This is a genomic window from Rhodococcus sp. NPDC058532, assembly GCF_042719255.1.
Lineage (GTDB): Bacteria > Actinomycetota > Actinomycetes > Mycobacteriales > Mycobacteriaceae > Rhodococcus_G.
In genome coordinates, this window is the sequence record NZ_JBHXNU010000004.1 from 20,719 (window position 1) to 41,529 (window position 20,811).

A 20,811-nucleotide genomic window follows, 5' to 3' on the forward strand; every position below is an offset into this window, starting at 1 on the left:
GTAGCCGTGGACGGCGCATCGAACCAGGTACACACACCTTGGGGAGGCGCACATGGGGTACACCACCGAATTCACCGGCCAGATCCGGATCGATCCCCCGCTGAACGAGGCGGAACGCGACTATCTGACCCGGTTCGCGCGGAGCCGGAGGATGCGGCGCCCCGCCGGTCCGTACGCGCTCGGCGACGCGACCGACGAGCACCTCGACATCGCGCTGCAGAACAATCCGCCCTACGGGCAGCCCGCGCTGAACTGCCAGTGGGTGCCCACCGCGGACGGTTCCGCGCTGGAATGGAACGGCCACGAGAAGTTCTACCGCTCGTCGGGGTGGATGACCTACCTGATCGACACGTTCCTGCGGCCCGGCGCGTTCCTCCGCAACGAGATGCGCTACGAGAGCGCCTGCGAATTCCCGCCCCAGCTGGCACATTTCACCTTCGACCACACCCTCACCGGGACCGTCGTCGCGACCGGGCAGGACGGTGCCCGGTGGTGCATCGAGGTGATCGACAACGAGGTGGCGGTGCGGGAGGTGAACGGACCCGCCCCCGTCGAATACGCGGTGTTCGTGGTGCCGCGGCACGACGACTACCAACTCGACCGCGAATTCGACGCGGCATTCGACCTGGGCCGCAACCAGTTCGCACGGATCAGGGCCGACGATCCGACGCTGCCCGAACTCGTCGCCGACTGCGTGCGGTCCGTGCACCCCGGCGTCGTGGACGGCGACTTCGAGGGACTCGCCTCACTGGTCGACCCGGCGATCGGGCTGCGGGTCACCATCATCGACGATGCGGTCCGGATCGGGCTGCTCGCCGACCCCGGACTCGACGACGCCGACCACACGTTCGGGCTGGTGCAGCGACTGGTCGCGGCGCTGACCGTGCAGCTGGGCTGGATCGCGTTCGACCCGGCGCAGCGGGTCGCGGTGCGCCCGACCACGGCGTTCCGCAACCGGGCGATCGACCTGATCCGCGGCTGGATCGACGAACCCGAGGGGCGCTACCTGTGGAACGTGGTCTGACGGGACGGCCGGTGCGGCGCCCCGAAGGGTGCCGCACCGGCCGCAGGTCCGGTGGTTGCCGCTGCTACTGCTGCGGGGCGCCGACCGGGATGCTGTCCCCGAGATCTCCGGCCTCGGCTGCGTCGCCACACCCGCAGTCGCCGCAGCCGCAGCCGCCGGCGCCGCACTCACCGGCGTAGCTGTCGTCGTCGGCATCGCAGTCGAGGGTGCCGCCGAACCGGGCCGCGAAGTCGTCGTCCAGCTCGTGGGTGAGGTCGTGCAGCTCGTCGACCAGATTCAGCAGGTGCTGCGGGGCGAACGGGTCTGCGTCCAGGATCGTCGACGCAAGCAGGTGCCCGTCGTCGAGGACGAAGCGCAGCCGCGGCCACTCGTGCGCCAGCCCGACCAGCTGGTCGGCGGCCTTGTCGCCGTCGGTGAGCCCGTCGAGCAGGGACGCCCACACGTGCAACTGCGGGCCGTCGTCGGCGACCGTGACGAACACCCCGAAGCCGTGCACGGGGATGACGATGTCACCGTCCTCGTCGGTCTCCGGTGCCTCGCCGAGCAACTCGGTCAATGCCCGCACACACAGCGTGTGCAGTTGGTCGCGGTCCTCGGTGGCGACGGCGAAAGCCCCGTCGAGCTGCAACGGCTGGTCGTCCTGGTCGGTCATGGTTCCTCTTCGCTGGTGAGCGCGGTAGCGGTCGCCGACCACGGTAGCGTGCCCGGCCGACAACAACGGTGCCGAGTGACGGACGGAACCAGCAGCGGACCCGCCGCGTCTGGGTACTGTGAGCGGACATTCTGCATGGGGGTGTGACGGATGAGGACGGTGGGGATACTGCTGTTCGCGGCGGCCGCGGTGGCGGTCGCCGGGTGCGGCACGGTCAGCGGGGAGGCGGGGCCCGAGCAGCCCACCGCCAGCAACCCGGCGTTCGATCCGTGCGACGACATTCCCGACGACGCGATCCGTGCGGTCGGGATGGATCCGGCCACCGAGTCGCGGGACATTCTCGGGGTGCACCAGCCGGGATGGAACATATGCGGATGGAACAACGATGAATCCGAATTCCTGACCGTCTACGCGACCGGACGCACTCTCGACGAGATTCGACGGAACCCCGACTTCGTCGACTTCCGGTCGGTCGATCTTGACGGCCGCCCGGCTTTGTCGTTCCGGGACGTCGACGATGTGCAGCAGACTAGGTGTGATGTGGCGACAGTGGTCGCCGGCGCGTCCGCGATGTTCTCGTTGTCGATTGCCGCGCCCGGCGCACACGTCGGTGATGTGTGCGGCGAAGTTCTCGGCCTGGTCAAAGGCCTGCTGCCGCATCTTCCGAAGTAGCACAAGGAGTCTCGATGAACGACAGTGCGGAATGGTCTTCCCTGGCGGAGGACGCAGATAGTGGACGACTCCTCCTGGATCGAGGTGCAGCTGCCCGCTGTGCAGTGCATTGCGCAGAATTCGTCAATCACCTTGTTGCACTTCGGGAGAAGGCATATTCCCTTGGCCGCCTCGACGGATTCGGCACCTTCCCCAGCGGCATCGCATTGGCGACGAAGTTCAGTCGCAAGGCGGTCGGCGGCGACTATTCGATGGTGCAGGCGTTGACCGATCACATCGCGGAGGTGGAGGCGATGCGGGAGGTGTTCGAGCGGATCGAGGCGCGGTACGCGGCCGCGGAGCAGCGCGGCGAGGAGCGGTTCGCGGCGATCGATCCGGGTCGCTGACCCCGCCCACCCGAGGTCGGCAACCGGTCGCGGTCAGTCGAACGGGTCTGGTTGGTCGGTGTTGAACAATTCCATCTGGCGCGGGCTCGGCGGGCCGAGCGCGACCACCCGCAGGGCGGCGCGGAGCGAGTCGACGGTGGCCTGCCAGCCCGCCATCTCGTGATCGCACGCCCCGGCCTCCTCGTCGTCGCCTGCGCCGCGTGCCGCGACACCCGACTCCCGCCATTCGTAGACCTGCTCCTCACAGATGTCGAGGTAGCGCAGGATCGTGTCCCGGTCGTGGTCGCACACCTGCGCGACCTGACCGGCATCCAGTGTCCCGGTTCCGGTGGCGTCCAACTGGATCAGCGTGAGCAGCCCGGCCGGCAGGTCGTCGGCGGAGTCCCGGTCGGGCTGCGCGCGCGCCGCCGCGCGGGAGTCGTCACAGAATCTGCCGCCGAGCCGCCGCTCGAACCGGTCGTCGAGGGTGCGCAGGAAGGTGGTCATCCGGTCGAGATGATCGCTCAGCTGCGCGCCGGCATACGGCGACCCGGGGAGGTCGATGACGGCGTTGATCTGATCGGCGGTCAGCGTCAGCCGGATGAAGGTCAGCTCCGCGTTGAGGTCGGCGAGCACCTCGGCGGCGCGGGTGCGTCCGGTGACCTCCCGCAGCAGCGGCACCAGGATCCGGACCTGCGGCTGCTTCGGATGGGGGAGCACATATCCGGCGAATCCGTCGAGGGTGACGGGAAAGTCGTCGTCCTCGTCGGTGATCGGCGGGGTGCCGTATTTCCAGGCCAGCGTCCGCGCGACCGCCTCCCGCAGCTCGCGCGGGTCGGCCGGGTGCTCCAGTTCGGGCAGCGTCATCGGCGCCGGCTCGACCGGTGCGTCCGCCATCGCCGCGGTCAGGGCGGCCGGGCCGGCGCCGGTGCGGGCGTGCACGAAGCTCGGATGGGTGAGGCCCGCGATGTCCCGCAGCATGGTCACCGATGCCGCGGCCGCGCGGTCGACCTGCCGGATCGGCACCTCGAGCGTCACCTGGTCCGGGTGCCCGGGATCCTCGTCCCACCCGCCTGCGCGGGCCGCGTCGAACAGGACGCTGTCGACCGCGAGATCGTCATGGCGGGCGGTGCAGACGAGGTGCATACCGGCCCGCCAGAAGTCCACCGTCACCAGCAGCGTCGACCGGTCCACCGACAGTGCCCCGAGCACCAGCGTGTCGTCGTGCTCGAGCAGCGCCAGCCGGTCGGCGAGGGCGGTGCGGAACTCCCGCCACGCACCGTCGACCGCGCTGTCGAATGCCTGTCCGTCGGACATCGGGGCCCCCTCCTGCGTGACGATCGTCGATGCGGACGGTACCGGCGTGCACCGACACGACGGCCGCCGCGGCGTCGACGGCCCAGGTCGTCAGGCCCTGCGGGAGTGGGCGACGAGGGCGACCGCTGCCGCGACGCCGACGAGGCTGCTGGCCGCCGCCACCCAGAACGCCAGCGAGTACGGGTAGGCGGGGTGGCCCGCGACGGCGCCCATCGCCAGCACCGCCGTCACCACCGGTGCCGCGGCCGCTGACCCGACCGTCCGCACCACACTGTTCAGTCCGACCGCGGCGGCGGTCTCCGCCGCAGGCGACAGGGCCACGACAAGTTGCGCGCAGATCGCGTACCCGATCCCGTTGCCGATGCCGAAGACCGCGAACCCGACGACCACGCCCCAGGTGGTCGGCCACAGCGCGAGCCCGGCGGCACCGACCGCCATCACCGCCGCGGCGATCACCGCGGTGCCGCCACCGCCGCACCGGGCGACCAGCGCGGGCGTCACCCGGCCGCCGACGAAGACCATGACGGCGCTCGGCAGCATCGTCACGGCCGAGACGGTCACGCTCATGCCCTGCCCGAATCCGGTGCTGGTCGGCGCCTGCAGAAGCAGTGGCAGCGCGACGTAGCAGACGTACGGGACGAACCCAATGACGACGGTCAGCACGCTGACCAGCGCGAGCGCGCCGTGTCGGAAGGTCCGCACGTCCACCACCGGTGCGGCGCTGCGCAATTCGACGCGGATCAGCAGGCCGAGCAGGACGAGACCCGCGGCACCGACACCGATCGTTGACGGCGACGCCCACCCCCAGGCGCCGCCCTGCGACACCGCGAGCAGCACGCCGACGAGTCCGGCGGTGAGCAGGATCGTCCCGGGCCAGTCGGTCGATCCGGCCGCCCGCGGCGACCCGCCGCGCGGCACCCACACCGCGACCGCCGCGGCCGACGCGACGATCAGCGCCGCGGCGACGACGAACAGCCAGCGCCACGACAACGCGTCAACGACTACCCCGCCGAGCACCAGCGCGATGCCGGCGCCGAGGCCCACCATCCCCGGAATCCAGCCGAACGCCGTCGCCAACTGCCGCCCGGTCAGCAGGTCCCTGGCGAGGGCGAGCGCCAACGGGAAGGTGGCGGTGCTGACGCCCTGCACCACCCGCGCCGCGAGCAGCACCCCGAGATTCGGGGCCGCCGCGGCGACGAGGGTCGCGGCGGCGAAGACGAGCACCGCGGCGAGCAGCACGCGGCGGTGTCCGAATCGGTCCCCGAGGTTTCCGACGACGGGGGAGAGCACCGCGCCGGCGAGCAGGAAGGCGGTGAGGATCCACCCGGTGCCCTGCGCGGTCGCGCCGAGGTCGCGGCCGATCGTCGGCAGGGCGGGCACGACGAGCGTCTGCATCAGCGAGAACGCGAACACCACCGCGCTCAACGCGAAGATGAACAGTCCGGGGTGCGCGACCCGGTGATGGTCGGGGACGGCCGCGGGCGCCGCGGCCTCGGTTCGGTCGGGGATCGTCTCGGGTGGCATGGCGTGCTCGCTTTCGGTGCGCGTGGCTCAGATTTCAATCGGAACGGAATGTTCGTTCCGATTGAAAGGTAGCACGCCGGAACGGCCCTTACACTGAGCGCCATGCACGCGTCCTCCGAACCGGGTCGTCCCCTGTCCGGCCGGCAGCGGGAGGCCCGGTCCAATGACCTGGCCGTGCTCGCCGCCGCCCGCGAGGTGTTTTCCGCCCAGGGGCACGGCGCCTCCATGGCCGACATCGCCCGCCACGCGGGCGTCGGGATCGGATCGATCTATCGGCGCTACCCGACCAAGCAGGACCTGGTCGGGGCGCTGCACCTGCAGGGGGTGCGGGAGGCCGGGCTCCTCGTCCACGCCGTCGCCGACGAGTGCGCCGCCGCAGCGCAGGCCGCGCGCGGCGGCGAACCGTCGGGCGCCGTCGCGACCTTCCTGTCCCGGCAGATCACCGGTGCCACCGGGCCGATCCTGCGACCGCCGGACGTCGGCAGACTCATCGACGAGGAGCTCGCCGCCGCGTCCGAGGACCTGCGGTCCGGGCTGGAGCGTCTCATCGCCCACGACCGCGCGCTGCGCCTCATCCCCGAGGGATTCACCGCGGCCGACGTGATGCAGCTGCTGCTGCACCTGCGCCCGCCGCTCCCCGGCCCCCGCGCGCACGCCGACGCGCTGCACCTGCGTTACCTGCAGTGGGTCGTGCGGGGCCTGCGCGAGCTGGCGCGCGCGGACACCGCGCTCACCGACAGTCCCGAGTGGGACGAGTGGATGGGGTACTGGCGGGACTGACCGCAGCGGCGCCGAGGCCGCTATGCTGACCGGGCGCGCCGTGGGGGAGCGCAGCGATCCGGGGGGATTGACATGGGGGACAGTGCTGACGGCTGCGCGCGGTGGCGCGCCGAGATCGAGGCATTCCGGCAGGGATTCGGGCATCCGGGCCAGCTGACCGCGGCGCTGCGGGACGCGCCGGTGCTGCTGCCCGTCACCCCCGACGACCGGCTGCTGATCAGTACCGTCCGCGGCGTCGACTGGCTGTGCGTGTTCACTGGCGAGGCGCAGTACGCCGCCTACCTCGACGCGCGCGGCGCCGCGGCGTTTGCCCGATACCGCGCGCTGCCCGGTGGTCGGGTCCTCGACGAGATCGCCGCCGCCCTGCCCCGGCCGACCGGCGTCGTGGTCGACGCCGCGGGTCCAACACCGATGGCGTTCCCGCCGGACGCACCGTGAGCGGCGAACTCCGGGTCGAGCCGCAGGTCCTCGTCGACGCGGCTGCCGGGATCACCGCGATCACCGGTGTGCTCGCCGACCTCGGGATCGGGGAGACCGCGGCGTCGGGCCGCGGATTCTCGCTGCTCGCGCTGTCCCCGCTCGAGGCCGGGCACCGCGACGTGCAGACCGCGTTCGAGGACTGCGTCGAACGGTGGTCGTGGGGTGTGCGGTATCTGGTGCAGGCCGCGAACTCGATCGCCCGCACCCTCGACCTGAACGCGGGCCGCTACCACGACATGGAGCAGGCCGCGGCGACGATGCTGAAGACGGTGTGGTCCGACGTCGTCGGCGACCCGCACCTGAGCGAGGCGGAGATCGCCGCCCGCGGCTGGGGCGAGACCCTCGCCGACAACCCGATCAACCACGTCCGCAGCCCCGACTACAGCGTCGACGCGTTCGCCGAGGCGTACCGGTCGATCGGCGCGGACGCGGCCGTCGTGTCCGGCATCGTCGCCGGGGAGGCGCCGTGAGCTGGCTCAGCGACACCTGGGACGACGCGACCGGCGCTGTCGACGCGGCGGGCGAGTTCCTCACCGACACTGCCGAATCCGCCGCCGAGACGGTCGGCCAGGCCGTCGACGCCGGACTCGACGGGGCGGCGCGGCTCGCCCGCGGCGTCGGCGCGGACACCCTGGCCGGGCTCGGCGACCGGATCGCCGACGCCACCGGCGGCGCCGTCGACGAGCTCGAGCTCGGGCAGTCGGAGGATCCGCGGGACCTGGTGCGCGGCGATCCGGCGGCGATCGCCGACGCGGCAGCCGCCCTCGCCGACCTGGCGTCCGGCATCGCCGGGGCCGGGGACTCGTTCGCCGCCGTCGACGCCGCGGGCTGGACCGGCAGCGCCGCCGACGCGTTCGACGCCGTGTACGACCGGCAGCCGGGCCTGTGGCACGCCGCGGCCGACGCGATGACGGCGGCGGGGGACGCGCTCACCGGGTGGGGGCACGCGGTCGCGGCCGCGCAGGGGCGGGCGGCGGACGCGGTCGCGGTGTGGCGGGCGGCCGGCCGCGCCGAGGCCGCCGCCGGGAACGATGCCGCGGCGCCCGACGCGGCGAAGACGACCGCGGCCGCGATGCTCCGCGGCGCCCGCGCCGAGCGGGACGGGGTCGCCGCGCGGATCGCGGCCCGGCTGGCGGAGGTCACCGCGGCGGCGCCGACCGCACCGCCGTTCACCGAACGCCTCGCCGCCGACGTCACCGACCTGCTCGCGGTCGGCGAGACGGCGAAGGTGAACTTCACGGCAGGTCTGGTCACCTCGCTCAGCGGCATCGCCGGGTTCGTGCGGCAGGTCAACCCGGCCGACCGCTACAACCTGACGCACACAGCCGAGTACGCGGCCGCGCTGTCGGAACTGACCGCGGGACTGTTCGTCGCCGCCTCCGACCCGGGCGCCGTCGTCTCCGCGATGCTCACGGATCTGCGGGAGCACCCGTTCGAGGTGTCGGGTGGCCTCGCCGGGGACGCGCTGCTCACCGCCGCGACCGGCGGCGTCGGCGGGGTGGGGGCCGCCGCGGTGCGCGGGACCGAGCACATCGTGGACGCCGCCGACACGCTGGCCGACACCGCCCGGCTCGCCGACCGCACGCCGGACGGGCATCATGCCGCGGACCCGCCGCCGGACACCACGCCCGCCTCCGCCGACCCCGCGGCGCCGGGACCGGAGCCGCGGCCCGATCCGACGCCGACCCCGCAGCAGCTCGCCGACGCGGACGGCGGCGCCCACCAGGCCGCGACCGACCGCGGTGTCGAGGCCGACCGGACCGGCCACCAGAACACCGAGGGCGGCGACCCCGTCGACGTGGCGACCGGCGAATTCCTGCTCCCGGAAACCGATCTCACCCTGCCGGGGGTGCTGCCGCTGGTGCTGCGGCGGCGGCACCGGTCGACCCACCGGTTCGGACGCTGGTTCGGGCGGAGCTGGTCCGCGACCCTCGACCTGCGGGTGGTCGTCGAGGACGCGGGCGTCACGTTCCTCGCCGAGGACGGCGTCATGCTCAGCTACCCGCACCCGGAGGTCGGCGCGGCGGTGCTGCCCACGTCCGGGCAGCGGTGGCCGCTGACCCGCACCGAGGCGGGCGGCTACCGGATCGACGACCCGGACCGCCGGATCAGCTGGCACTTCGCGCCGAAACCCGAGCTGGCGGGACTCGATTCGGCGCTCGGCAACGTGGCGATCAGCGCGATCACCGACCGGCACGGCAATCGCATCCTGCTGCGCCACGACGCGGACGGCGCGCCGACGGAGGTCGTGCACTCCGGCGGCTACCGGGTGCGGGTCACCGCGGCGGCGGGCCGGGTGACGGCGCTGGCCGTGGTGGACGGCGACGCGACCGTGACGGTACGCGAGTTCGGGTACACCGACGGCGATCTCACCTCGGTGACGACCGGGGACGGCGGCACCACCCGCTACGAGTACGACGCCGACGGCCGGATGCTGGCGTGGGTCGACTCCAACGGCACCCGGATGGACAACGGCTACGACGCATCCGGACGGGTGGTGGAGCAGCGCGGCACCGCGGGAATCATGAACTGCCGCTTCGACTACCGCGAGCTGCCCGCCGGCCGGGTCACCGTCGTCACCGATTCCCTCGGCGCCGCCACCACCCACGGCTTCGACACGGACCTGCGGCTGCGGGACCTGATCGACCCGGCGGGCGGGCACACCCACACCGACTACAACGACCGGCGCGAGCCGCTGCGGGTCCGCACCCCGGACGGCGCCGTCACCAGCTACACCTACACCCCGGACGGGGACGTCGCTTGCATCGTCCGCCCCGACGGAGAGACACTGACCGTCGACTACGGCGCGCCGAAACAGCCCGTCGCCGTGCACCATCCGGGTGGGTCGGTCACCAGGCAGGCGTGGGACGGCCGCGGCAGGGTCGCCGCCGTGACCGATCCGTCCGGCGCGCGGACCACGTACCGGCACCACGACACCGGCGCGGTCGCCCGGATCACCGACCCGGTCGGCGCCACCACCGTCGTCGACTGCGACGGGGCGGGGCTGCCGGTCGCGATCACGTGTCCGTCCGGCGGCGTCACCCGGATCGAGCGGGACGGGTTCGGGCGGCTGGTCCGGGTGACGGACCCGACCGGTGCCGTGACCACCCGGCGGTGGTCACCCGGCGGCCGGCTGATCGAGGCCACCGATGCCGACGGCGGCACCGAAACCTGGTGCTACGACGGCGAGGGCAACCTGCTCCGCCATGTCGATGCGGCAGGTGGCACCACATCGCACACGTACGGTCCGTTCGACCTGCTCGCCGCCCGCACCGACCCCGACGGCGCCACCACCCGGTACACCTGGGACACCGAACGACGCCTCACCGCCGTCACCAACCCGCTCGGCGACACCTGGACCTACCGGTACGACCCGGTCGGACGCCTGAGCGCCGAGACCGACTACGCCGGCGCGACCACCACCTACACCCGCGACGCGATGGGCAGGGCGGCGGCGGTGACCACCGCGACCGGGGTCACCCGCACCCACCGCCACGACATCCTCGGCCGGCTGACCGAGGTGCGCGCCGACACCGGGGAGTACCGCCGCTTCGGCCACGACGCCGCCGGCCGGGTCACCGCCGCCGCGGCGGGGCGCGGTGACGACGTCACCCACCTGATCGAACGGGACTACACCGCAGCAGGTCTCGTGTCGAGTGAGACCGTGGACGGGCGGCGCACGGCGTTCGAGTACGACGCCGCGGGCCGCCGCACCCGCCGGTCGGGCGCGTCGGGCGGGGACACCGGGTGGCGGTGGGATCCGGCGGGACGGTTGGCGGCGCTCACCGCAGAGGGGCGCGCGGTCGGGTTCACCCACGACCCGCGCGGCGCAGTGTCGGGGTGGCGGCTCGGCGAGGTCGCGGTGACGCACACCCACACGCCGTCTGGGCGCCTCGCCGCGCGGACCGTGACCGCGCATCCCGCGCCGGCTCTCGACCTCGGGCTCGGCGGACCGTCGAGCACCGTCCTGCGCGAGGACGGGTACGACTACCGGGCCGACGGCCACCTCACTCGGCACACACGCCGCGCGGGGGAGACGGACGTGCGCACCGACTACCGGCTCGACCCGGTCGGCCGGGTCACCTCCGTCGACCGCGGCGACGGGCCGGGGGAGCGGTACGGATACGACGGGCTCGGCAACATCACCCGCCGCAGCGACGACCGACGCGAATACCGCGGCAACCTGATCGTCCGGGACGGCCGCACCCGCTACCGGCACGACGCGGCGGGACGACTGGTCCGCAAGACCGTCACCCGGCCGTCGCGGAGACCGGACGTGTGGCGGTACCGGTACGACGCGTTCGACCAGCTCGTCGAGGTCGTGACGCCGGACGGGCAGCGGTGGCGGTACAGCTACGACGCGTACGGTCGCCGCACCACCAAGAACCGGATCGCCGACAACGGGACCGTCGTCGAGCGGACCCGCTTCACCTGGGACGGTGCCCGACTCGTCGAACAGGAGACGGCGAGCCAGGTCACCCGGTGGACGTACCGGCCGGGCGGGTTCACGCCGCTGACCCAGTCGCGGGCCGACGGCGAATTCTTCGCGATCATCACCGACCTCGTCGGTTCACCGGTCGGGTTGGTCGACCCCGCTACCGGGGTGGAGGTCGGGTCGGCGTCCGCGGACTTGTGGGGGCGGGCCAGCTGGCAGGGGGAGTCGACGCCGCTGCGGTTCCCCGGCCAATACCTCGACGACGAGACCGGGCTGCACTACAACCTGCACCGCTACTACGACCCCGACCTCGGCCGGTACGTCACGCAGGACCCGCTCGGGTTGGCGCCCGCGGCGAATCCGAGTGCGTACCCGCACAATCCGACGGGGTGGATCGATCCGTTGGGGTTGGCGCCGGAGGCGTGCGGGGGTCACCGACCTCCCAATATGTCGCCCGATGGCGCGGGCCGCCATGGTGCGTTCAACCAGGTGAAACGCGATCTGGGTATCCCGGTCGGGCAGCAGCCGCTGGCTGTCGACCCGAACTATGATCGGCGAGGACGATTGCAGCCGGGTAGCAGCTATGTATTCGAGGTATCCGTCGAAGGTGGGGGGACGAGAAGAGTGACAATCCGAGACGACGCCGGGGGTCACATTTTCGTCGACGACCCATCCCAGAATCGGGGACCGCACTTCAACGCCCCGAACGGTGATCACTATGACTACTGAGAGCGGTGATCTGTCGCTGGACCGGGCATCGTGTGCGGACGTACCGCTCCTTCGGTCGGTTTCGGCGGAGCTTTCGGACATCGACGTCCTTGGTATCGAGGTGAATCGTTCATCAGTTGCAGGACTAACCCCAGCTGCCGGCGTAGCGGAGGCGGCGCACGCTGCATCGCAAGCGTTGTCCTTGCTGTCGGACGAGTTATGGGGGCTCATGCTGGTCGCAGCGTCCTGGCCTACCCAGCCCCCCAATCGACTTGCCGCACGCCTCGCGATGAAGCACAGGGTCTGGGGGCAATGGGAGAGAGAATCCGTCATGCTTCCGGTGGGTGCCCGACACGATTTTCCGCTCACCCGGTCGGACGACAGGCTGCGGTTCGCGGGATGGCTTGACTGCGATATCGAGGAGTTCGGAGTTGCCATCGAAGTGACGCGAACGCATCCAGCGCTCTGCGTTCTGCATCCGGAGTCGGTGTCGGTGTCGGTGGATTTTCACTCGGTCATTGACCGCGCACTCCAGGGTCTCGGTGATCCGGATCCCGACGGGGGCGAACTCCTTCGTCGACTCATTCCAGCACTTCAGCTGGGGGCACTAATCGTTCGTGGATTTGGCGTCTTCGACGACCGACGTGTAGGCGTCGACATTTACGCGCAGGCGCGAAGGATCGACGCGATCGAGGACAAGCTACCTGGCCAGGCGCAATAGCACACAATTATCGGATCTTCCCGATCGGGAGTGCCCTGTTTGGCTGCGTCTCACTCGGCAACCCGTGTCGAACCGCCCCGAGACGGTCGAGGTTCGACCACTTGGCCGTACGCACTGATGTCACAGGCGGGTTCTGGTAGGACTCTTGCGACGACGAGACCGGGCTGCACTACAACCTGCACCGCTACTACGACCCCGCGGTCGGGCGGTACGTCACGCCGGACCCGCTGGGGTTGGCGCCCGCGGCGAATCCGAGTGCGTACCCGCACAATCCGACGGGGTGGATCGATCCGTTTGGGTTGGCGCCGGAGGCGTGTGGGGGAAATCGTGTGTCCACGCAGTCCGGCTACCCGGAGAGCCCAATCTCGGCTGAGTACTTGCGGTCTGAACTTCTCGATCGACAGCTGTCGAGTCTATTCACGGATGACGGACGATTGCATGACGATGTGCTCGCGGGGGCGTATGACGTCATTCGAGGGGAGAATATTGGCAATCCGGAGTTCGCCCGGCAGGTCGCGGAGCGAGGTGGTGATGTTCGTGACTGGGCGAAGTTCACGAGTGGGTCGATGCCTTGGCAGCATGGCCGCGTGGAGGCTCACTTCTACATGAACCGGATGACTCTGGAAGTGATGTACGAATTGGACTACAAGTCGAAAGTGATGTGGTCAAGGTGATCGTAGAGCTGAAGCCAGCAGGTGAGCGGGTTCCCAATACTGTTGGGGCGCCATATCCGACCCTGCTGGAGGGCAGATCAGATGTGCTGGAGATTGCAATCTCGCATCGGTCCGACACCACGTACCGGGTAATCGACAAGTCCGGGCTGGCGTCGATCTGGCCGGCTGGGATGTTCGACGTCGTGGACAACACGGTGCCTGATGGATGGATCTTGATCCCGGGTCGAGGTGGGGGGCTGATGATCACCCACGGAAGATTCGCTAGGGCGGGCTTCTGGGAGGACTACTTCGACGGCCATCCCGACGCGGTAGAGGAATTCGCGGACGTTGTTTCCGAACTTGGCGGTGGACGGTATCCGGTGAATCGGTGAGACGGGGCTGTCGGTGGGGCAGTCCCTTGGTCAAGCGACTGAAGGGGAACGTTCCTCCCGATGGCGGAGTGTTGCCGGTTGTGATTGTAGGTGTGCGACCACCCCGGCAGCACCGTCTGCCGGGCTTGTTCGGACTTGTAGTGCCGGGCGAAGGCCCACTCGGTCGCCATGGTGCGGTGAAACCGCTCGATCTTGCCGTGTGCCTCCGCCGATGAGGGCGGGTGGGGCAGTCCCAAAAGTGTACAGTGGCTACGCGGCAGGGGCACTCGTCAACCGCGTGGATACAGCCTTCCCTGCGGCAAGATAGAGCATGGTTGCCCACATCTTTCCGATCAACTGGCCCACCATGGCGGGTGCGACCGCCGCCCATCCGAAAGCGATCCACAAGAAGACAACGGTGTCTGCGATGGCGCCAGCGATCGACGAGGAGACGACAGCAGTGGCCCAACGCCGGTCTCCGAGGCGTGAGCGTTCCCGAAGTGGTGTGTAGACAGCGAAATTGAGCAATTCGGCCACCGCGAAAGCAGCGGCGGACGCCAGTGCGATGAAGGGGTCGGCGATGATATAGGAGATCAGGACTCCGACCGCCACTGTTGCCAGCATCCCTGCCTTGCCCAGTGCGTCCTGTGTGGCGTCCCGCGCTGCCAGAGCAAACCCTGCGAAGAACGTTCCCGCCGTGGCTTGTTGGCCGAATCCGACCGGCACGAATCCGAATCGAGTTGTTGCCCAGTTGGCCGCGACTACGCTGCCAAGCAGCGCGATCGCCGCACCCGAACCGATCAGGGTGGACTGGTTCTTCACACTTACAACGCTTTCTGCAGAGTCTGTTCCATCAACTGGAAGATTTGCGGACGTAACCACCGGTCATGCCGAGCGACTTATGGTCCGGCATACCCTCGGTAGGTGGACCCGGATGTGCAGGTCTCACGAACGGTGATCGCGGAGAGTCCCGGCAGACCCGGGTGCAGGCGCTCCCACAGCCAGACCGCGAGTACTTCGCTGGTCGGGTTCTCCAGTCCTTCGATCTCGTTGAGGTAGTAGTGGTCCAGTTGCTCGACGAGCGGTCGAACAACCTGCTTCAAGTCGCCGAAGTCCATGATCCAACCCAGCGTCGGGTCGACCTGGCCCTCGACGTGAACGGAGAACCTGTACGAGTGTCCATGCAGGCGTGCGCACTTGTGCCCTTCAGGCACATTGGGGAGTCGGTGAGCGGCCTCGAAGCTGAACTCGCGGAAGATCTCGCTGGTGACTGTCACGGTATTCCTAGGAACTTGTGGGTCTGGAGGCTGAGTTGCCACTGTGGGTTTCGTAGGCAGTAGTCAACCGCTGCTCGGGTGTTGTCCGCAACGTCTGCGCCGTCCATAGGCTGGAGGCGGAAGGACGTGAAGGCAAGGTTCTCGTAGTCGGCAGGGTTGTTGTCATCCTGTGGATAGACGAGTTTGAGTTCATTGCCACCTGACACAACCAACTCGGCGCCCTGCTTGGGACTAACGCACAGCCAGTCGATCCCGTCCGGGACCGGTTGTGTGCCATTCGTTTCGACCGCGACATAGAAGCCGCGGCGGTGGAGTTCCGACGTGAGGGCAGAGTCGAGTTGGAGCAGTGGTTCGCCGCCAGTGCAAACAACCATCCGATGCTCGGTGTCCCCGGAGGGCCATTGCGCCGAGATCTGGTCTACGAGTTCGCCGGGTGTCTGGTACTTGCCGCCGTTGATCCCGTCGGTTCCAACGAAGTCCGTGTCGCAGAACTGGCAGATTGCACGGTGACGGTCTTCCTCGCGACCTGTCCACAAGTTGCAGGACGAGAACCGGCAGAACACCGCTGGGCGCCCCGCATGCATGCCTTCGCCCTGCAGCGTGTAGAAGACTTCTTTGACCTTGTATGCCACGTCAGGCGCTCTGGTACTTGAGGGGGTCCGTCAGGCCCGCGTCGGCGAAACCCTTCAAACGCAGAAGGCACGAATCGCAGTGTCCACAAGGCCAACCCTGCTCGTCGGGGTCATAGCAGGAGGACGTCAATCCGTAGTCGACGCCGATGCTGAGGCCGGCCTGCACGATCTCGGCCTTCGTCATCGAGATCAAAGGGGTGTGGATCTTGATGCGCGCACCCTCGACGCCGAACTTGGTTGCAAGGTTGGCCATCGACTCGTACGCAGCGATGTACTCGGGGCGGCAGTCCGGGTAGCCGGAATAGTCGAGGGAGTTGACGCCGAGGAAGATGTCGGTTGCGCCGACGGTCTCGGCGTACGCGAGTGCGAACGAGAGGAAAATTGTGTTCCGTGCCGGCACGTAGGTCGACGGGATCTCGTCAGGCGTGTTCACCTCGGCAGCGTCATCGTGCTTCGGAACGGCGATGTCGTCGGTCAGGGCGGATCCGCCGAACACTCGAAGGTCGATGTCGGCGACAACGTGTCGGGTTGCGCCGAACGCCGTCGCAACGCGGCTGGCTGCTTCGAGTTCGACGGTATGGCGTTGTCCATACCGGAACGAGAGCGCGTAAGCGTCGTATCCCTGATCGCGGACCATCGCGAGCACCGTCGTCGAGTCGAGTCCTCCGCTGAGAAGTACTACAGCTGGTGTGCCCACCGGGCCTCCTGGTTGTTCGATCGTGAGCTTTCAGAAGCGTAGCGGAAACTGCGATGCTGAGTCGCATCGATAGTAGGGTAGTTTCTACTTACGAAAGGAGGTGCTGTGCGGCAACTGACACTCGTAGTCAACTGCACTGACCGCAAGTCGGTCAGGCCCCATCCCTTGCTGCAGGTACGCTCCCTTGCCGCCGGCGACGGTGACAGTCGCTTCATCGAGTGGGCTGATCGGCTGTCGACTGTGCCCGCCGATGTGGAGTTGCGGACCCTGTACCAGGGTGAAGCCTGGGTGCAGGCGACGGGTCTGGCTCGGGATGCGGCGACAGCTGGATTCGACGTCACACTGCTCGTTGCATCCGCGGGATTGGGACTGCGGAGTTGCGCAACACGGGCCGCGGCATACTCCGCAACTTTCGCGTCGGGTCAGGACGATACCGTCGCCGCCGGTTCATCCGGAATCCGTGATTGGTGGCACAGGCTCGAGGCCCTGCCGGCATCGCTCAAACTAACGGACGTTGCGGGTAAGCGCACGCTGCTCGTCCTGTCGGAGAACTACGCGCGCGCCCTGGAGACTGACCTTGAGGCGTTGGGGCGACGGGGTGGCGACCTTCTCCTGGTGGGCGGGGCGCGTGATATCGCAGGGATACCTCGACTCGCGTCCGACCGCGCTCTCCGCGCCCACCTTGGTGGCACTGCTTCAAGCGTCAGTTTGCGGATGGCGCGCTCGTGGCTTGCGCTGCGTGAGTCGAACGAGTTGTACTGTGCTGCTGACGACGAGCGTTGGCAATCGTGGGCGAGTGCGGTTCGAGTCGAGGAACGGTACGACCGAATGCCTCTGCGGGACAACGAGGTGACGGAGTTGATCGAGGAACTGTTGACGCACGATCCCACCCTGTCGGCGACGCGTGCCCTTCGCCGCCTTCGTGACGCAGGCGTTGCATGCGAGCAGAAGCGCTTCGGTCGGTTGTTCAAGGCTGTTCGCGGAGGTGCGGCATGACCCAAAGGGAAGCGAAGATAGAGCGACGCGCGCTGCGTATTCAACAGAATCCTGAGATGCCGGTGTACCTCTTCGCGCTTGCGGCCGAGGAAATCGACGCGGTCGCCGACGTGGCGAGGATATCTCGCGACGAGGCCGGAAAGCTGATCGGATATCAACGGCCGGAACGGAAGAACCACGTCAAGCAAATTCTCGACTACCTCAACTCCGGTGAGGTGTTGTTCCCGAACGGCCTGATACTGGCGTTGCCCGAGACCGTCAGGTTCAGAGCGAGCCGAGGACCGGCCACCAGTGACGGTCTGTCGACCGCGGGGACTCTCGAGATCCCGTTGTCGACCGACCCCGATGCGCCGCGCCCGGCCTGGATCGTTGACGGTCAGCAGCGAAGCCTCGCGTTGGCGCGGACCAAGAACAAGAGAATTCCTGTCCCGATCGCGGGGTTCGTTGCGCCGACACTCTCGATGCAGCGGGAACAGTTCCTCCGAATCAACACGGTGTCGCCGTTGCCGGCGAATCTGGTGACGGAGTTGCTGCCAGAGGTCGTTGCGGCACCGTCGCCTCGCCTGTCGGCGCGCAGACTTCCCTCGGCCCTCGTCGACATGCTGAACCAGGATCCCGAGTCGCCCTTCTGTGGACTGGTGAAGCGGGCTTCGAGCGATACCGAAGAGCGTCGACGCGCAGTGGTTACCGACACGAGTTTGGTTGAGTCGATCAAAGAGTCGCTTGAGTCGCCTTCGGGGGTTCTGTTCCCTTATCGGAACATGGCTACAGGCACGACTGACACCGAAGGGATCCGACGTCTGCTGCTCATCTACTGGGCGGCGGTCCGCGAGGTCTTTCCAGACGCGTGGGGTAAGCCTCCGGCGAAGTCTCGACTGATGGGTGGCGTCGGCATCCGAGCGATGAGTCGATTGATGGACAGGGTGATGGTGCATCTGGATCTGACCTCCAAGTCGATCGATGCGGAGGTTCGGCGCGAACTCGAACGTGTTGCCCCGCTTTGTCGGTGGACTGATGGGACCTGGAACGAACTCGGACTTCCTTGGGACGAGTTGCAGAACACACCCCGGCATATTTCGGCGCTGTCAAACTATTTGGCGCGGAAGTACGTCGAGGCCAGAGCGGGGAAGAAGTGAAGTTCTACTTTCCGGATAGCCAGGATCTGGTCAGTCCGACCTACGATTTCATCAACGATGAATACTCGCCGATGCGTGTGCGGCAACGAGACGACCGGTACGCGCACGAGGTGTTGACCTCTCCTGCGTACGACGGGATCCTCGTCTCGAAGGCGATTGTCGACGGTTCGATCCGAGGCGTCGGAAAGTACACCATGGCGCAGCGGCAGAGGCTCTATCGGCTTGGCGTCGAACGGTTCTTCCGACTCCCGGAGGGTGTCGCGACACTCGGTGACTGTGGTGCGTTCAACTACGTCGGGGAGACGGAACCCCCGTACACCGTCGAGGAGGTGCTTGACTTCTACGAGGAGTGCGGATTCCAAGCGGGAGTCAGCGTCGATCACATCATCCTCGGATACCAGAAGCCCGGCGCTACGACCGACCCCCCGGAGGACTGGGTCGAACGGCGGAAGATCTCACTTCGCTACGCCGAGGACTTCCTCGAGGTCGTCCGGGCTCGCAAGAGTCCGGTTGAACCGGTCGGCGCTGCGCAGGGTTGGAACCCCGCAAGTTACGCAGACAGCGTGCAGGAACTCCAAGCGATGGGATACTCGCGAATCGCTCTAGGAGGAATGGTTCCTCTGAAGACGCCAGACATTCTCGATTGTCTTAGGGCGATCGATGAGGTCCGCAACACCGGCACAGAACTACATTTGCTTGGTGTCACCCGAATCGACTCGATCGAGGCCTTCGCTAGTCTCGGGGTGACGAGTTTCGACAGTACGTCGGCGTTCCGCCAGTCGTTCATGGATGATCGCGACAACTTCCACACCCGCGACACGAAGTATGCGGCGTTGCGGGTGCCGCAGGTCGACGGAAACGTGAAACTCAAGCGGGCAATTCTGGCCGGCGTGGTCTCGCAGGGGGACGCGATTGCCGCGGAACGCCACACCCTCCGTGTGCTGCGCGCCTTCGATGATGCTCAGGCTTCTGTAGGTGAGGCGATGTCGGCGCTTCTCGCGTACGAGTCGCTGATCGGGGTCTCGACCAGTTACGCCGGACAGTACGAGCGGACTCTCGTGGCTGTTCCCTGGCGGACATGCCGGTGTGGACTGTGTGAGAAGCACGGCATCGAGATGATCATCTTCCGCGGTACCGAACGAAACAAGCGCAGGGGATTTCACAACCTATCTGTGCTCGCGGAACAGATGGCATCGCTGCCGACCGTGAATCGAACGTGAGAGGTATACGTGGCCGATAAGTACGAGATTCGAGTGCCTGCGATCGAGGTAAAGCAGGGTGAGCGTCGTATCTACTGCTTCGCTGTAGATGGCAAGAAGATTCACGACTTTGCGACGGTGTCCCGAATCCACCGTGATGATGACGGGGCGCTCGATGGGTATCAGCGACCGGAGGTCTTGAGCCATATCAAGGCGATCAGACGCTACCTGGAATCGGATGGTGCGATGCTGCCGAATGCTGTTGTGCTCGCATTCGATTCGCGCGTCGTGTTCGAGTCGGCGCGGCGACGTAGCGTCGTGGACTACGCGGTTCCCGGCGAGTTGGTAATCCCCGTTGACGAAGGACTTGCCGAGGAAGACAAGCCGGCACTGCTGGTTGACGGGCAACAGCGCAGTGCCGCGATCCGCGATGCCGACCTGGGGGAGTTCCCCGTCGCCGCAGTCGGGTTCATCGCGAACTCCGAGGAAGAGCAGCGCTCGCAGTTCATCCTCGTCAACAACACGAAGCCACTGCCGAAGGGCCTGATTCATGAGTTGCTCCCGGACACGGAGGGCTACCTACCGCCGAAGTACGCGCGCCGGCAACTGCCTGCGCAGGTGATGATTCGGCTGAACGGTGACCCCGAGGGGCCGTTCTATCAGAAGATTGCGATGCCCACGTCGCCGGCCGGCGATATCAAGGACAACACGATCCTGAAAATGATCGAGAACAGCCTGTACGACGGCGCGCTGTACCAGTATCGGAATGCTGAGGACGGTACCGGCGACGTCGAGCAGATGGTGCTGCACCTCACTGCCTTCTGGAAGCTCGTTGAGGACACCTGGCCGATCGAGTGGAAGCTTCCGCCTCGCAAGTCTCGGCTCACGCATGGCGTCGGGATCCAGGCCTTGGGCTACGTCATGGACGCACTCACCGAAGGGGTTGTGCCCGAGGACTTCAACGAGGTGCGTATCGACCGAAAGCTTGGTTCGATTGGAGACATCGCGGCATGGACGGGGGGCGCGTGGAACCTCGGTCCTGACGACCAGCGCCGTTGGAACTCGCTGCAGAACACGCCGAATGACGTGAAATTGCTGACCAACGTCTTTCTGCGGGTTATTCGCTAACCGCTACTTGGATTGACGAGGCAACGCGAGTTGTGAGCATGTCG

Annotated in this window: 22 protein-coding genes and 1 pseudogene; 15 read left to right on the forward strand and 8 right to left on the reverse strand. The window is 67.8% G+C overall.

Annotated features, from left to right (window positions below; translation table 11 throughout):
* The first annotated feature begins 52 nt into the window (after positions 1 to 52).
* Complete coding sequence (locus tag ACFWQG_RS06440) at positions 53 to 1,024, forward strand: hypothetical protein (RefSeq protein WP_378506770.1); 972 nt, start codon at positions 53 to 55, stop codon at positions 1,022 to 1,024.
* Between the two features lie 64 nt (positions 1,025 to 1,088).
* Here the strand turns inward: ACFWQG_RS06440 and ACFWQG_RS06445 are convergent, their stop codons facing one another.
* A complete protein-coding gene (locus ACFWQG_RS06445) occupies positions 1,089 to 1,676 on the reverse strand; it encodes a hypothetical protein (protein WP_378506771.1) in 588 nt (195 codons plus the stop codon).
* A 150-nt stretch (positions 1,677 to 1,826) separates the two neighbouring features.
* On the opposite strand from ACFWQG_RS06445, the gene ACFWQG_RS06450 reads away from it, so the two are divergent.
* Together ACFWQG_RS06450 and ACFWQG_RS06455 are read left to right on the forward strand one after the other, a co-directional pair.
* Complete coding sequence (locus ACFWQG_RS06450; protein ID WP_378506772.1) at positions 1,827 to 2,348, forward strand: DUF3558 domain-containing protein; 522 nt, start codon at positions 1,827 to 1,829, stop codon at positions 2,346 to 2,348.
* Positions 2,349 to 2,362: 14 nt separating this feature from the next.
* Entirely contained in the window at positions 2,363 to 2,734 is a 372-nt protein-coding gene (locus ACFWQG_RS06455) for a hypothetical protein (protein ID WP_378506773.1), read from the forward strand.
* A 33-nt stretch (positions 2,735 to 2,767) separates the two neighbouring features.
* On the opposite strand, the gene ACFWQG_RS06460 is transcribed toward ACFWQG_RS06455, so the two are convergent.
* Together ACFWQG_RS06460 and ACFWQG_RS06465 are read right to left on the reverse strand one after the other, a co-directional pair.
* Positions 2,768 to 4,030 (reverse strand): hypothetical protein, encoded by a 1,263-nt coding sequence (locus ACFWQG_RS06460; RefSeq protein ID WP_378506774.1) that lies wholly within the window; start codon positions 4,028 to 4,030, stop codon positions 2,768 to 2,770.
* Between the two features lie 90 nt (positions 4,031 to 4,120).
* On the reverse strand, positions 4,121 to 5,554 hold the full coding sequence (locus tag ACFWQG_RS06465) for an MFS transporter (RefSeq protein ID WP_378506775.1): 1,434 nt from the start codon (positions 5,552 to 5,554) through the stop codon (positions 4,121 to 4,123).
* Positions 5,555 to 5,656: 102 nt separating this feature from the next.
* Between ACFWQG_RS06465 and ACFWQG_RS06470 the strand changes: the two genes are divergently transcribed.
* From ACFWQG_RS06470 to ACFWQG_RS06505, 8 genes and pseudogenes are all read left to right on the forward strand, one after another.
* A complete protein-coding gene (locus tag ACFWQG_RS06470) occupies positions 5,657 to 6,334 on the forward strand; it encodes a helix-turn-helix domain-containing protein (protein WP_378506776.1) in 678 nt (225 codons plus the stop codon).
* 72 nt (positions 6,335 to 6,406) lie between these two features.
* Complete coding sequence (locus ACFWQG_RS06475; RefSeq protein WP_378506777.1) at positions 6,407 to 6,772, forward strand: SseB family protein; 366 nt, start codon at positions 6,407 to 6,409, stop codon at positions 6,770 to 6,772.
* Positions 6,769 to 7,284, forward strand: a complete 516-nt coding sequence (locus ACFWQG_RS06480; RefSeq protein ID WP_378506778.1) for a WXG100 family type VII secretion target — start codon at positions 6,769 to 6,771, stop codon at positions 7,282 to 7,284. The genes ACFWQG_RS06475 and ACFWQG_RS06480 overlap by 4 nt, the downstream gene beginning before the upstream one ends.
* Positions 7,281 to 11,978, forward strand: a complete 4,698-nt coding sequence (locus ACFWQG_RS06485; protein ID WP_378506779.1) for a putative T7SS-secreted protein — start codon at positions 7,281 to 7,283, stop codon at positions 11,976 to 11,978. The genes ACFWQG_RS06480 and ACFWQG_RS06485 overlap by 4 nt, the downstream gene beginning before the upstream one ends.
* Positions 11,968 to 12,678 (forward strand): hypothetical protein, encoded by a 711-nt coding sequence (locus ACFWQG_RS06490; protein WP_378506780.1) that lies wholly within the window; start codon positions 11,968 to 11,970, stop codon positions 12,676 to 12,678. The genes ACFWQG_RS06485 and ACFWQG_RS06490 overlap by 11 nt, the downstream gene beginning before the upstream one ends.
* A gap of 176 nt (positions 12,679 to 12,854) precedes the next feature.
* Positions 12,855 to 12,920, forward strand: a pseudogene (locus ACFWQG_RS06495) (hypothetical protein); the annotation flags it as partial.
* An 87-nt stretch (positions 12,921 to 13,007) separates the two neighbouring features.
* On the forward strand, positions 13,008 to 13,352 hold the full coding sequence (locus ACFWQG_RS06500) for a hypothetical protein (protein WP_378506781.1): 345 nt from the start codon (positions 13,008 to 13,010) through the stop codon (positions 13,350 to 13,352).
* A complete protein-coding gene (locus tag ACFWQG_RS06505) occupies positions 13,349 to 13,723 on the forward strand; it encodes a hypothetical protein (protein ID WP_378507056.1) in 375 nt (124 codons plus the stop codon). Before ACFWQG_RS06500 ends, ACFWQG_RS06505 begins: the two co-directional genes overlap by 4 nt.
* Here the strand turns inward: ACFWQG_RS06505 and ACFWQG_RS06510 are convergent.
* The 5 genes from ACFWQG_RS06510 to queC all read right to left on the reverse strand — a co-directional run bounded on the left by ACFWQG_RS06510 (position 13,636) and on the right by queC (position 16,308).
* Positions 13,636 to 13,989 carry an integrase core domain-containing protein gene (locus ACFWQG_RS06510; RefSeq protein ID WP_378506782.1) on the reverse strand — a complete coding sequence of 118 codons (354 nt, stop codon included), beginning with the start codon at positions 13,987 to 13,989 and terminating at the stop codon, positions 13,636 to 13,638. The genes ACFWQG_RS06505 and ACFWQG_RS06510 overlap by 88 nt on opposite strands.
* Positions 13,973 to 14,524 carry a VUT family protein gene (locus tag ACFWQG_RS06515; protein ID WP_378506783.1) on the reverse strand — a complete coding sequence of 184 codons (552 nt, stop codon included), beginning with the start codon at positions 14,522 to 14,524 and terminating at the stop codon, positions 13,973 to 13,975. Before ACFWQG_RS06515 ends, ACFWQG_RS06510 begins: the two co-directional genes overlap by 17 nt.
* A 77-nt stretch (positions 14,525 to 14,601) precedes the next feature.
* The gene (queD, locus tag ACFWQG_RS06520; RefSeq protein WP_378506784.1) at positions 14,602 to 14,979 is read right to left on the reverse strand and encodes a 6-carboxytetrahydropterin synthase QueD; all 378 of its coding nucleotides are present in this window, start codon (positions 14,977 to 14,979) and stop codon (positions 14,602 to 14,604) included.
* On the reverse strand, positions 14,976 to 15,611 hold the full coding sequence (queE, locus tag ACFWQG_RS06525) for a 7-carboxy-7-deazaguanine synthase (RefSeq protein WP_378506785.1): 636 nt from the start codon (positions 15,609 to 15,611) through the stop codon (positions 14,976 to 14,978). Before queE ends, queD begins: the two co-directional genes overlap by 4 nt.
* A 1-nt stretch (position 15,612) precedes the next feature.
* Positions 15,613 to 16,308, reverse strand: coding sequence for a 7-cyano-7-deazaguanine synthase QueC (gene queC, locus ACFWQG_RS06530; protein ID WP_378506786.1), 696 nt, complete (start codon positions 16,306 to 16,308; stop codon positions 15,613 to 15,615).
* 105 nt (positions 16,309 to 16,413) lie between these two features.
* Between queC and ACFWQG_RS06535 the strand changes: the two genes are divergently transcribed.
* The 4 genes from ACFWQG_RS06535 to dbpB (ACFWQG_RS06550) are packed head-to-tail and all read left to right on the forward strand — an operon-like array spanning position 16,414 to position 20,767.
* On the forward strand, positions 16,414 to 17,304 hold the full coding sequence (locus tag ACFWQG_RS06535; RefSeq protein ID WP_378506787.1) for a hypothetical protein: 891 nt from the start codon (positions 16,414 to 16,416) through the stop codon (positions 17,302 to 17,304).
* Positions 17,301 to 18,440: a DGQHR domain-containing protein DpdB gene (gene dbpB / locus ACFWQG_RS06540; protein WP_378506788.1), complete on the forward strand. Its 1,140-nt coding sequence runs from the start codon at positions 17,301 to 17,303 to the stop codon at positions 18,438 to 18,440. The genes ACFWQG_RS06535 and dbpB (ACFWQG_RS06540) overlap by 4 nt, the downstream gene beginning before the upstream one ends.
* Positions 18,437 to 19,660 (forward strand): tRNA-guanine transglycosylase DpdA, encoded by a 1,224-nt coding sequence (gene dpdA / locus ACFWQG_RS06545; RefSeq protein WP_378506789.1) that lies wholly within the window; start codon positions 18,437 to 18,439, stop codon positions 19,658 to 19,660. Before dbpB (ACFWQG_RS06540) ends, dpdA begins: the two co-directional genes overlap by 4 nt.
* Before the next feature lie 9 nt (positions 19,661 to 19,669).
* Positions 19,670 to 20,767, forward strand: coding sequence for a DGQHR domain-containing protein DpdB (dbpB, locus tag ACFWQG_RS06550; protein ID WP_378506790.1), 1,098 nt, complete (start codon positions 19,670 to 19,672; stop codon positions 20,765 to 20,767).
* Positions 20,768 to 20,811 lie beyond the last annotated feature (44 nt).